Consider the following 13,072-nt stretch of genomic DNA (forward strand, 5'->3'; position numbering starts at 1 on the left):
AGGACGATAGACTAAGCTTACATCCAGTTAGCCGTGTTGTCCGGCGTGGCAGGATGGTTTTCGTACCAGTGCTTGGCGATATCATCACGGCGGCATATCCATACGTCAGGCTTAGCGGTGATATATTGCAAAAACTGCTTTAACGCTTTGATGCGTCCTGCACGTCCGATAATGCGACAATGCAAGCCAATGGTCAGCATTTTAGGGGTGTGTGCGCCTTCTTCGTATAAGGTATCAAAGCTATCTTTTAGATATTGGTAAAATGGTTCAGCATGGGTGAACCCCGGGCTAGAAGAAAAACGCATGTCATTGGTCTCTAGACTATAAGGTATGACCAAATGCGGCTTGCGCGTGATCAGATTGCCATCTTGGACCTTTACATTGAGCCAGTAGGGTAACTCATCACCGTACGAGTCAGAGTCATAGGTATAGCCACCTTGTTCAGCGACCAGTTCACGAGTATTTGGACTATCACGTCCTGTATACCAACCAAGAGGTTGGCCGCCTAGCATACGTTGAAATATTTGGGTGGCACAGCGAATGTGTTCACGCTCGGTCTCACGGTACATATCCTGATAAGTGATCCAGCGTAGACCATGACTGGCAATCTCATGACCGTCTTCTAATACACGCTCGATGATATGCGGGGTCTTTTCAGCAGCGGCGGCACAGGTAAACGTGGTGATAGGAATACCATAATCTTTAAAGACATCTAATACACGCCATACACCGACACGGCTACCGTATTCGAATGCAGACTCAATAGACTGGTGACGGTTGTTAAATTCTGGTGTGCCTAAGATATCAGACAAAAAACGCTCTGATTGGCCATCGCCATGGATGACGCTATTTTCTGCACCTTCTTCGATGTTTAATACAAACTGTACGGCGATTTTTGCGCCACCTGGCCAGTTCGCTTTCGGTGGATTGCCAGCGTAGCCTTTTAGGTCGCGTGGGTATGTATTTTGATCAAAATCACTGGTGATTTTTTTGCTCATTATTTATGTTCCTATATCGCTTAGAGCCTTAGATATTTGTTTGAATATTGCTCGTAAAGGACAGTTATTTTTTATCACAAATTAAAGTGATGATGCATAGGCTACGAGCTGTTGGCGCTCGGCATCCGTCAACTGAGTAATATTACCAAGCGGCATATAGCCAGTCTGTACCGCAGTGACGATTTTCGCTTTATGAATTTTTAAGTCTTCTGGTGTTTGCAAAATGATTCCTGCTGGCGGCGCGGCGAAGCCTTGTTGCGTCGGTTGTACCGCATGACAAGTACTACAGCGCGTATGCACGACATCCATCATAGCGTCATCTGCTGATGCGCTCACAGGTACGGCTTCAGCAGTAGCTGCATCAGTGCTAATACTTTTATTAGCACTGCTAATAGCACTACTATCAGAATTGCTATTAGCGTTAGCAACAGTATCAGTGCTTGAGTCAGTAGTCGCGCTTGTAGCTGGCGGCGTGCTATCAGTCGTTGTAGGTGCTACGGAGGCAGTAGCAGGCATTGCAGGCAATGGCTCAATCGGCTCAGGTCGCATCCAAATAATCAACAATACGGTTAATACGGCTGGAATGACCAAGTAGCGTGGTTTTTTATGACCTAAGTGCTTTTGGTTAAAGTAATGACGCGCAGTCGCGGTAATGATACCGACGAAGACCAATACCAACCAACCTTTCTCATGAGCATACATCATTGGGTAATGGTTGCTGATCATGGTAAAGATGAGCGGTAGGGTAAAGTAGTTATTCATTAGTGAGCGATTTTTGGCTTGTAATGCTAATTCAGCCACTTCTTTACCAGGCTTTTCGCCGCGCCGCACACAGTCAACGAGTGCGCGCTGAGCTGGCATAATACCGAAGAATACGTTACCTACCATCACCGTGCCCAAGATAGCACCGATATGTATAAATGAGGCGCGATCACTAAACAGTTGATAAGAGCCCCAGCTTGCGATGACCAGCAAGATAAAAATCAAGGTGCTAAAGATAAAGGCATTTTTACCCAAATGACTGCGCACAATGACTTCATAAATAAAGTAACTACCAAATAAAAATAGCAAGCTTGTCGCAATGGCACCAATACTGGTAAAAGGCACTTTGCTTGGATCGATCAGGTAGGCAGTTGCATTGGCATAATAGACGATAGACATCATCGCTGCACCCGTCAGCCAAGTGGTATACGCTTCCCACTTAAACCAATGTAGCGTCTTTGGCATCTCCTCTGGTTCGAGTTTGTATTTGGCAATTTCATAAAACCCGCCGCCATGGACGGCCCAAAGATCACCCGAAATGCCTTTGTCAGTTTTCCACTGTGGCGGTTTGCGTAGGCTTAGATCTAGCCACACAAAATAAAACGATGCACCAATCCATGCTACTCCAGCGATAACATGAAACCAGCGGAAAAATAAACTCAACCATTCGAGAAGATAGGCGCCCATGTAATAAATGTCCTTTAATATGACAGTGTCTTAATAAAATGTCTTGATAATTTCTTTTGATAGTATTTCTTGAACACTAATAACAACGCAGAGAGCTAAATAGCACCAAAGTTACGATCCGCGATAGGTACTATAACCGTGCGCACTAAGCAGGAGCGGTACGTGATAATGACTGGCATCGTTTACCACAAAGTCGATAACCACTTGCGGATAAAATGCTGTCAGCTGCTGAGCATCAAAATAAGACTGAGTATCGAACGTTATGGTATAGCGTCCGGTATTTAGCTGATGCTCTGTGCTATCGATGGCTGTATCAAATTGCCAAGCATCTGGTATGACACGGCCATCACTATTGGTTGTGCCATGTGCCAATAATGTGGCGACACCATTGTCTTGTACGCGGTGTAAGGTAACGGCGACATCAGCGGCAGGTTTGCCAAGGTGAGTGTCTAAGATATGTGATGATAGCGTGGCAGACATAATGCTTCCTTTAAATTTGTGAGAAATATAAATAGGGTGAAAATGCTAGTCTAACTCTGCGACTACTATTTGCTTGTCGAAGCATTACCTAGTAATTTAGTTAAACGTAGACGCGTAATTTTATTTTGTTCAGCGGCTGCATTTGCCAGTTCAGTAGCACGATCGTTAGACAAGCGCGCTAATAACAGATCTAGCATTTGCTGCGCTCTTTTGCCGGTCGCAAAGACAATAAAAATAAAACCAAATTTATCAAGATAGTCTCGATTGCCTTTGGCAAGTGCTTCGAGCACCTCATCGGCTGCATCGTTAGCACCTGATTGTTCGTGTGCGGCGCTACTTTGTGTGTTGCGGTATTTTTCTTTTAGAGATGCCACGTTACCGATTTGCGGGTGCCCATCAAACGCTTCTAATAAGTTAGCCTCATCATTTTGTACTTTGTTCCAGATAGCGTCGCTACTTGCTAGCAGTCCATCAACGTCTGCAAAAGGGCGGGCGTCTGCAAGTTTATAGGCCCAGCTTTTACTGGTGCAGCAAGTCAATAATTGGGCGATGGCGACTTCTTGTGATAAATCGTTGAATTGCGCTAAGGTTAAGCTCACGATGACATCCTTTTCTAATAAGGCAGCCCATTATCTGTATCGGGCGATAAATGTTTGATAGAGGTTTATACCTTATGATTATTTGCATAAACTTATAGGTATAAGCAGTAATTTTGATAAGTAGCGGTTGCTTCAGCTTCATGAATAATTTGATTAAGCTAGCAGCGATTAATTTGCATAAAATCAAAAGTCGATAATCTATGTGTTCGTAGTCAGAGCTTTGGCGTTTATATACGCTTTGCATAATTTCAAGTTATAGTGAACTGACAATATTAAACAGATTTGCTAAGGAAACACTGATATTTTAGCCGTCCAAAACGTCTGGCAAGAGGTAATTAATGACGGCGTGATTGATTTACAGTTCCCATTTTGCTAAAACCTGACTAATTGGTCAACTGTTTTATGCGAAATATTTTTATTTAACAGGTTATGCTGATCAAATCTATGTGTTTATATAAGAATACATAGTGAAATATAGCGACTATCTTGTCGAACCTGTCTCTTAGAGTGAGATACCACTGCTATGACTCAAAACAATCAAAAGGAAGAAACCTCAGTGACTGATACGCCCTCGCACCGTAGCCAACAAGCCATTCGCGCACAGAATCAAGCGCTTATCTTAGCGGCAGCTGAAGAAGAGTTTGTGCTCCAAAGCTATCGCGGCGCTACGATGCAGGGTATAGCTGATAGAGCAGGCTTACCTAAAGCCAATGTTCACTATTACTTTAAAAATAAAAAGAATCTCTACATGGCAGTGCTGCGTTCGATCATTCAAGAATGGAACGAAGGTTTGGTAACCATGACAGTAGATAGCGACCCAAAAACAGTCATCGAAAAATTCGTCCGTACCAAGCTACATCAAGCCTTTGTTAATCCAAGTCGTCATAAACTGTTTGCGATTGAAGTCATCGGCGGTGCACCGCATTTGCATGAATTTATGTCCACTACGATGAAGGAGTGGGTACACGATAAAGCACAGGTAATGAAAGAGTGGCACAAGCAAGGCAAAATTGGGATTACTGACCCTCTACAACTACTGATTTTGATTTGGGCGACTACCCAACGTTATGCTGAATTTGAGATTGAAATCGTTGGATTAATGGATAAGACGGCGTATGACGCAGCAGATGAAGCGCGTGCGGCAGACTTTCTGGTGCCTTTTATTTTAAAGGGCTGTGGCCTTGAATGATAACAAGATAGCTATTTGAAAAAGTGCTTATTTGACAGGATGCTTATTTAATAAGTGAGATACTTAATAAGCGAGGTGCATAGACTGTTGCTATTTGCCTGTTTATGCACCTCGTTTACGGCGAAACACTTCGATATATTTAACCCTAGCTTTTTCTTACCCTTACGCTACTTCTTGCGTTGGTTCTAAACCGTCGTCAGCATGCTGTGCTTTGGTATCAAACTCGATGCCATAGTTTTTGGGTAAAATCATATCAAGCGTGATAGCCACAATCCCTGCCATCGTTACCGCTGAGCCGAAGATATTCTGAAAGAACTGCGGCGTTTGTGACAGTACATCAGGGACAAAGGCGATACCCGTTGCCAGACCCAGTGAGGTGGCAATGATTAAGACATTACGATGCGTAAATTGCACGGTAGATAAAATACGAATGCCAGCAGTCGCCACAGTCGCAAACATCAGTAGCGTGACGCCGCCAACGACAGGCTTCGGTAACTGCGTAAAAATAGCACCAAGGACAGGGAATAGTCCCATCAGGCATAGAATGCCGCCCACATAGAAACCCACATAGCGACTGGCAATACCTGTCATTTGGATCACACCATTGTTTTGGCTAAAGGTTGTCACAGGGAAGGTATTGAATACCGCCGCAATCAGAGAGTTAACACCATCTCCTAGTACGCCGCCTTTGATGCGTTTCTCATAGAGAGGGCCTTTGATCGGTTCACCTGATATCATCGAGGTAGCTGTCAGATCGCCTGAGGTCTCGATACTGGTAATGATGTACATAAAGGCAATAGGAATAAAAGCCTGCCAATCAAAACCAAAGCCATATTTAAAAGGGATTGGCACTGTAAAGAAAGCCGCTTCAGAAACCAGTGAGAAATCGATACGTCCCATAAATATGGCCGCGATAAGGCCGAGCATCAAACCGACAAAGATGGCGCTTGAGCGAATGACTTTATTGTTGATGATACTAATCAGTACGACACTTGCCAGCACACCACCGCCCAAAAGTAAGTTTGGAATACTGCCAAAATCTTCAGCACCAAACCCGCCCGCTAAGTCGGTCAGACCTACCTTGGTTAATGATAAACCAATCGTGACAATCACGCAGCCTGTAACAATAGGGCTCATAAAAGATTTGAGTTTGGTAATAAACTGACTCAAAAATATCTCAACAAATGCACCGAGAAAGGAAACGCCAAAAATAACGGATAATATCTCTTCTGGACCACCGCCGCGGTTTTTTACTACAAACCCTGCTGTCAGTACCGCTGCCAAAAATCCAAAACTGGTGCCTTGTAATGCCATGAGGCCAGAGCCAATAGGGCCTACTTTACGAGTCTGAATAAAGGTTGCGACGCCAGATACTATCAATGACATACTGAGAAGGTAGGGGATATGCTCTCCTAAACCTAATGTGCCACCTATGATAAGAGAGGGTGTGATGATACCTACAAACGCTGCAAGTACGTGCTGTATAGCACCTAAAAAAGCTTTAATGGGGGTGGGACGGTCATGCAGTCTATACAGTAAATCGGTATTCGCTGGAACGTTTTCACTCATGGTGGTTTCCTCCTAAAATAACTGCTTAGTACCCATTTAACTGTAGATATCAGACAATGTGGTAGATCACGAGATCAAAGTTTTAACCCAATCTTTGACTTGTTTTTTATCGATGTGAACAATAGGGGTACGCATCCGTCTGTAAGATAAGTAATAAAAATAACTAATATATGTTGGCTAATATTTGAACAACCTGACCAATTAGTCAGGTATATTTAGGGTATAGGTAAAATACAAGTCATTGCAATGTTTTTTTGGGTACTATTGCGTTTACAGGTTTGTTACGAAGGAGGGAGGGTTAGGTAACATTGGAAAGTAGATCAAAGAAGGAGGGGGGCTGACCATTGAGAATATATAAGTACTAAGATTTATCGTTATATCTATTGCTGTTTTTTAATCAAAAAAAGCCCCAACCATAACGACTATGATTGGAGCTTTTTTCAACTTTGCTCAATAATTGATATCTATTCCACTATAACCAAAATTGCTACTTTGGTGGAGACCAGTTATTTTGGGCTTGATGACCATACGGGTGATCGGATAACGCCTTGTCCTGACTTACCAAACGCTTCGCCACCGTTGAGAGATTTGATGGTCAGTACGCCTTTGCCGCCTTGGGTCGATGCGTAGACCACGCGTTTGCCGTTTGGTGAGAAGCTTGGTGCTTCGTCGATACCTGTATTGCCAAGATTGGTAGTGATCGCACCATTGCTATTCATAATAGCTGCTGAGCGCCCACTCAAAAAGGCAATTTGTGTACCGTCACTGCTAAACTGCGGGCTGGTTGCATAACCCCCGTTTGACACTTTAGTCGTTTGGCCTGTGGCAAACTCGTAGCGATAGATTTGCGGCTTATTAAAGCCAGTTTTATCACTGACAAACACGAAAGATTTGCCGTCTGGTGCATAGCTTGGTTGTACTTCACTACTTGGTAAATTGGTGAGCCTTCTAGGTGTACCGCCGCTGGCGCTCATCTCATAGATATCAGCGCTGCCTTCAAAACTACTAGAGAATAATATCTTGCTGCCATCAGGAGAGAATGAAGGGCTTAGGTTGCTACCTGAAAAAGGCGTCAGGGCAGTTGCGCCGCCGCCACTGACGTTTTGCACGTAGATGACGGGATATGATTTTTCACGTTGTACTGAGTAGGCAATACGGTTGCCATCAGGTGACCATGCTGGTGAGAAGATAGAGCCTGCTACTTCAGTAATGGTTCTAGCATTTTCGCCATCAGCATCCATCACTTTGAGACGAGAGATCTTTTGCTTGCCAGTCCCTGTTTCTTCAATATAAGCAATGCGTCCTGAGAAATCCCCTGGAATACCAGTAATCAGCTCGTACACTTTATCTGCGATGACATGACCGGCATAACGCATGCTTTCTCTATTGTTGTCAGCGCTTAGGCTTTGCTTGCCTTCTATCACACGACCAGATTTGACATCGATGACTTCATAATCGGTGATTATTTTACCACGATTGGTACGCGTACTGCCGACAACCAGATACGGTATGCCCATGCTTTGCCAAACAGGTAATGTACCTGTCAGCTCTTTACTACTGTGCGGCTGCTGCGGTAGATCTTGATTGGTTACTTTTAACTCGGTTTTACTCAAGTCATTTAATATAATCGGTGACAAAACCGAGTCACCCGCAAACGATACAAACGCAACTTGGTTTTGTTGGACAGGAATCTCATAGTCCAGTTCTAGTACAACAGGTGCAGCGAGCACGCTTTGCGATACCAGCAATGCTGAAGTGCTGGCGAGTAACGATACTAGTAGTTTTTTGTGGGTACGCATGGGTAAATGGAGCTCCTAAAATTAGTATGATATTCATTTTTTATTTAATGAGACAAGCATCTAGATGAGGCAGCAACCTATGCGAGACAAGCCGCTTAACGTCACGTTACCAATATTATAAGAACCTAGCAACTGATTAATTGCTGCCTTTAAACTGTATGGTAAAAGTCGGGTATTTGGGGTCATCAGCATCAATCGGGAGACTGCCAGTATTGAGTACCGCTTGTCTTGCCGCTTCGTTGACCGTGCTATCAGGTCCAGAGGCAGTCACATTGATCACATCGCCATTTGCATTGACAGTGATGGTCAGGGTGGCACGTTGAGTAGAGCCTCGTGCAGCAGTAGGCGGCGTATAGTTGCGCTTGATTAAATTGATGATTTCGCTGTTGCTGGCACCGCGACTGCCACTGGATGCAGAGCGGCTACTGCCCTTGGACGTACTAGAGGTTGACGTATCACCAGATATAGTAGACTGCCCATCTGACAGGCTAAAGGTTTTCCCTGCATTGCCAGAGCCAGCAGTATCAATCTCAATATTGCGATCGCTAGCAGTGGGACGTTTTATCTTTGGTGGGTTGTTTTGCTTTTGACGAAACTCTCCCAGCCTTTTTTGCTCTTCTATAAGCTGATCACGTTTGCTTTGATCGACTTGGTCAAGCTCTTCCATAGCGGATTCGTCTAGTTGGGCTGCCCACTCAGCCATTTTGCGCTCATACTCTTGATTTTGTTCAAGCAGACGTTGTTGATGGTCTTCGCTCATCAGTATGGGTTGACCAGCTGGCTCCTCAGATCGTGTAAATACAGGCACGCGCTGAGAGCTTGGCTGACTTGGATTTTGCGCACTGACGCTACTACCAGACACTTCTGGCTGAGCACTACTGGACGAGTCGCTAGTGCTACTATCCATCTGCATTGCGCTGGCTGCTGCACGGTTAGCCAGTATTTGTCCTTGCATTTCAGCAAGTTGCTCGGGAGATACCATGACCGTCTCAATACTACCAGCAGTCTCAACTTCAGTGGTTTGATAGTTATAGACCAGTATGCCAATGACAAGGCCATGCGCCAGTAAGCTTAGCAACGTAGGCAGTGTTAGGCCGTTGCTTTCTGGTTCGGTAGGTACATAGACGGCAGGAGCATTATGCATGGTAGGGACACTCATGAACGTGATTTGTCAGATTGATTACTAGAATTGGCTATTATGATATAAGACATTTACTAAAGGGCGCTTATCACTATAAAGAAGGCGTGGGTAGAGGTGCACCGGTCAGTAATCCAACTTTTTCGATACCTGCTTGTTGCAAGGTTGCCATCAGCGTCATGATGGCACCATACTGATTGTTTTGATCGGCATTAATCATCACCTGTACTGGTTCAGCATTACTATTATCGCTCTGAGACTGCAGGTTAGATAAAGTATTAATCAGCTCAGGCTCACTTACTGGCACATCGACATTGCTTTCATAGCTGATAAAAATATCACCCTTGTCAGTTAAAGAAACAATCACAGGTAGTTGGCTTTGACTCATGGTATTGGTTTGTTCTTTTGGCAGATCAACATCGACACCTGTAATCAGCATCGGCGCTGTCACCATAAATATCACCAGTAACACCAGCATGACGTCAATGTAAGGAACGACGTTCATTTCTGCATTAAGGGCTTTTTTTTCACGGCCGTAGGGGTTTGGTTTCATAGCCCTGTCACCTGACCTGCATTAACTTGGGTTTCTTTGATAATAGGCGCTTGTACGCTGGTCTCACGTTGTAGCATGCCCGTCATCTCATCACAAAATAAGGCACGCGAGTCATATATTCGGCTCGATTTTGCTGTGAAGTGGTTGTATGCCAATACCGCAGGGATAGCGGCAAACAAACCCATGGCTGTGGCGATCAGTGCTTCGGCAATACCGGGAGCGACAGAGGCGAGGGTAGCTTGCTCAGTTTGAGACAGTCCCAAGAATGCATTCATGATGCCCCATACTGTACCGAACAGTCCGATATACGGAGCAACGGAGCCAATGCTGGCTAGCGTCGTCAGTCCTGACTCGAGCAATTGCTGCTGACGACCTAGGCCGACGCGTAGCTTGCGTTCAACACCATCGATAATGTCGTCTTTAGGTTGACGCTTTTTATGCATTCTTAGGTATTCTGAAAAGCCCACATAAAAAATTTGCTCTAGCCCCTGACGATCAGGAGAGCCTTGAATGCCTTGATATAGCTTGGCTAAGTCTTCGCCTGACCAAAACCAAGTCTCAAATTGTTGATCAAAGTTTTTGGCTGTACCAAGTCGCGCACTCATGCGAAAGATAATAACCCAGCTGAGTAAAGAGGCTAATAACAATAGTGCCATCACAATCTGCACCAATAGACTGGCTTGGGTAATAAGATCGACAATATTTAATGATTCAGGCATGTAATGGACTCACGAATAATTGATAACAGCTGGCTGGAATAGTGATATCCGAACCAGACAACCTCTAAACAAATACTATTTACTTTTTATTATTTAATACGCAGCACGTTTCTTCACTAAAAATTTGTAACTGTGCTTAGAAAAATGCTGCAACAGTAAGTATCGCGATTTAGGTATCGGTATAATAACCCCCTAGTTTACTTCTAAATGAGAGAAAGGTCATTATTAATGTGTTAAACGACTATTTAGTTGGGCTGCTACTGATTCATTCGATAGTTAGTTGGATAACATGAATAATGACCGAGCAAATACTTATCATCTAAAATTATTGACTCAAACCGAATATTATCTTAATGACGAATAGAAAGTAGTTTTTCGAATAGCGTAGGGCAACATGGCTGTATGTGGCTTTTCATATGGCTTTTCTGACCAATAGTCTTGAAGTCTCCCAAAATCGCATTTTGTACGAGATAGACATTATCAACGATTGAGTTTGTAAGATAACTGGTCTAATATGTTACGCTTTGTTACTACATTATTCTTATTGTGGCATCGTTATTTTTTCGCTGAGGTCATGTTCAATTTTAGGTAATGATGACTTTTTATTAGCCAGTCGAGGGCGACACTTATGAATGCAATTGAACGCTATTTTGGGATTAATGGTGAAAATACCACGATCAAAACAGAAATCATCGCTGGTATAACCACGTTCTTGACGATGGCTTATATTATCTTTGTCAACCCTAACGTCTTAGCCGATGCGGGTATGGATAAAGGGGCCGTATTTGTAGCGACCTGTATAGCAGCAGCAGTAGGTTGTTTCATTATGGGTATCTACGCCCGACTACCAGTTGCGCTCGCGCCAGGTATGGGTCTTAATGCCTTCTTTACCTATGGTGTGGTGCTTGGTATGGGCTACGCATGGCAGACAGCGTTAGGTGCGGTGTTCTTGTCTGGTTGTATCTTCGTACTATTGAGTCTATTCAAGATTCGTGAAGCAATCATTAATGCCATTCCAACGTCTCTCAAAAATGGCGTAGTCGCTGGTATTGGTGCGTTCTTGGCGTTTATCGCATTGCAAAGCGCAGGCATCATCGTCAATCATGATGCAACCTTAGTTGGCCTTGGTGACATGACATCGTTTGGTCCTGTCATGGCTTCACTAGGTTTTGTTGTTATCATTGGCCTGTCTTATAAGAGAGTCCCAGGTGCGGTAACCATTGGTATTTTATTGGTGGCACTGATTAGCTTATTAATGGGCTATACACAGTTCACAGGTATTATCTCTTCACCGCCTTCTATTGCACCGACGCTGATGCAGTTAGACATTGCTGGTGCATTTGATGTGGGCATGATCAGTGTGATCTTTGCTTTCTTATTTGTGGATTTGTTTGATACTGCTGGTACTTTGATTGCCACCACTAGCCAAGCAAAGCTAACGGACAAAGATGGCAATATCCCGAACATGGGCAAAGCACTACTCGCTGATTCAACAGCGACAGTAGCAGGTTCTTTACTAGGTACTTCATCGACGACCAGTTATATTGAAAGTATCTCTGGTATCGCCTCAGGTGGCCGTACAGGCTTAATGGCTGTTACGGTAGGTGTGCTATTCCTGTTCAGTATTTTCTTCTCGCCACTAGCGGGTATGATTCCAGCTTATGCAACGGCTGGCGCTATCTTTTATGTAGCCGTACTTATGATGGGTACTCTAAAGGACATTAACTGGAGCGACTTAACAGAAGCGGCACCAGTAGTCGTGGTATTGCTATTCACACCGCTTACATACTCTATCGCTGACGGTATCGCACTTGGTTTTATTACCTTTACAGCTGTAAAAGCAATTGCAGGCAAGTTTGCAGATATCAGTATCGCTGTCTGGATTTTGACTGCTATATTGTTGTTCAAGATTATCTTCCTATAATGCAAAGTGTAGTAAGACATTAATAGCGTCTTAAACAAAAAACCCTCCTTATCAGCTGATGATAAGGAGGGTTTTTTTTGTGAGCATTATAAGACTATCTTTTTAATTTGAGTTCTGTATTTCGGGAGTTAATGTTTAGTATTTCTGATACCAGTATTAAGCAGGGTGATGCCAAACTATGGGCAATAGTAAACAAAAAAACGTAACCAAAGCGTCATGGCCAATAAAGTGCTTGTAAGTTATTGTTATTTAGATATATATTAATTTATGAAAATAATAAATTTCGTTAGTTTGAAAAAAACTTTCGTGATATTATAGCCGAGTTAAGCGCATCACCTCAATCAACGCCGTAGAGGTTTTTCTTACAGTGAATTAGCATCACCAAAGATGACAGATTTGTGATTATTAGAGCGATTTTTCGGTTCAATAAGGCGATATTTGGTCATCACACTCCTTTCACTACTAACAAGAAGAAGGCACTAATGCCGCTTAGCTTTTCGTTGTTGCCTTTGTATTGTTAACGTAGCCCGTTTAACAGTCGAACGACCTACTTAACCGTCTCCAGCCTATGCTGGATTTTTAGTTTTGTGATGGCGCCGTTTGGTCTTTTGATTATTGCTGTGAATATCCGTCAATAACCCCTATTTTTTGATAG

The 13,072-nt window shown here is 43.6% G+C and carries 11 protein-coding genes; 2 read left to right on the forward strand and 9 right to left on the reverse strand.

Features of this window, described 5'->3' with window-relative positions:
- Window positions 1-17: 17 nt before the first annotated feature.
- From puuE to uraD, 4 genes are all read right to left on the reverse strand, one after another.
- Window positions 18-998, reverse strand: coding sequence for an allantoinase PuuE (puuE, locus tag B2863_RS03960; RefSeq protein WP_296207666.1), 981 nt, complete (start codon window positions 996-998; stop codon window positions 18-20).
- An 81-nt stretch (window positions 999-1,079) separates the two neighbouring features.
- Window positions 1,080-2,447: a urate hydroxylase PuuD gene (locus B2863_RS03965; RefSeq protein ID WP_296207668.1), complete on the reverse strand. Its 1,368-nt coding sequence runs from the start codon at window positions 2,445-2,447 to the stop codon at window positions 1,080-1,082.
- Window positions 2,448-2,558: 111 nt separating this feature from the next.
- The gene (uraH, locus tag B2863_RS03970; RefSeq protein WP_296207670.1) at window positions 2,559-2,927 is read right to left on the reverse strand and encodes a hydroxyisourate hydrolase; all 369 of its coding nucleotides are present in this window, start codon (window positions 2,925-2,927) and stop codon (window positions 2,559-2,561) included.
- Between the two features lie 65 nt (window positions 2,928-2,992).
- The gene (gene uraD / locus B2863_RS03975; RefSeq protein ID WP_296207671.1) at window positions 2,993-3,526 is read right to left on the reverse strand and encodes a 2-oxo-4-hydroxy-4-carboxy-5-ureidoimidazoline decarboxylase; all 534 of its coding nucleotides are present in this window, start codon (window positions 3,524-3,526) and stop codon (window positions 2,993-2,995) included.
- Window positions 3,527-4,049: 523 nt separating this feature from the next.
- Between uraD and B2863_RS03980 the strand changes: the two genes are divergently transcribed.
- Window positions 4,050-4,715, forward strand: coding sequence for a TetR family transcriptional regulator C-terminal domain-containing protein (locus tag B2863_RS03980; protein WP_057759606.1), 666 nt, complete (start codon window positions 4,050-4,052; stop codon window positions 4,713-4,715).
- A 162-nt stretch (window positions 4,716-4,877) separates the two neighbouring features.
- On the opposite strand, the gene B2863_RS03985 is transcribed toward B2863_RS03980, so the two are convergent.
- From B2863_RS03985 to tolQ, 5 genes are all read right to left on the reverse strand, one after another.
- Entirely contained in the window at window positions 4,878-6,284 is a 1,407-nt protein-coding gene (locus B2863_RS03985; RefSeq protein WP_296207672.1) for a nucleobase:cation symporter-2 family protein, read from the reverse strand.
- A 506-nt stretch (window positions 6,285-6,790) separates the two neighbouring features.
- Entirely contained in the window at window positions 6,791-8,083 is a 1,293-nt protein-coding gene (locus tag B2863_RS03990; RefSeq protein ID WP_296207673.1) for a translocation protein TolB, read from the reverse strand.
- 136 nt (window positions 8,084-8,219) lie between these two features.
- Window positions 8,220-9,242, reverse strand: a complete 1,023-nt coding sequence (locus B2863_RS03995; protein WP_296207675.1) for a cell envelope integrity protein TolA — start codon at window positions 9,240-9,242, stop codon at window positions 8,220-8,222.
- A 73-nt stretch (window positions 9,243-9,315) separates the two neighbouring features.
- Window positions 9,316-9,774: a protein TolR gene (gene tolR / locus B2863_RS04000; protein ID WP_101204804.1), complete on the reverse strand. Its 459-nt coding sequence runs from the start codon at window positions 9,772-9,774 to the stop codon at window positions 9,316-9,318.
- Window positions 9,771-10,493: a protein TolQ gene (gene tolQ, locus B2863_RS04005; protein ID WP_296207678.1), complete on the reverse strand. Its 723-nt coding sequence runs from the start codon at window positions 10,491-10,493 to the stop codon at window positions 9,771-9,773. The genes tolR and tolQ overlap by 4 nt, the downstream gene beginning before the upstream one ends.
- Window positions 10,494-11,121: 628 nt before the next feature.
- Here tolQ and B2863_RS04010 point away from each other — a divergent pair.
- On the forward strand, window positions 11,122-12,417 hold the full coding sequence (locus tag B2863_RS04010) for an NCS2 family permease (protein WP_101204806.1): 1,296 nt from the start codon (window positions 11,122-11,124) through the stop codon (window positions 12,415-12,417).
- Window positions 12,418-13,072: the final 655 nt, after the last annotated feature.

It is taken from the genome of Psychrobacter sp. UBA3480, from assembly GCF_002377945.1.
GTDB lineage: Bacteria > Pseudomonadota > Gammaproteobacteria > Pseudomonadales > Moraxellaceae > Psychrobacter.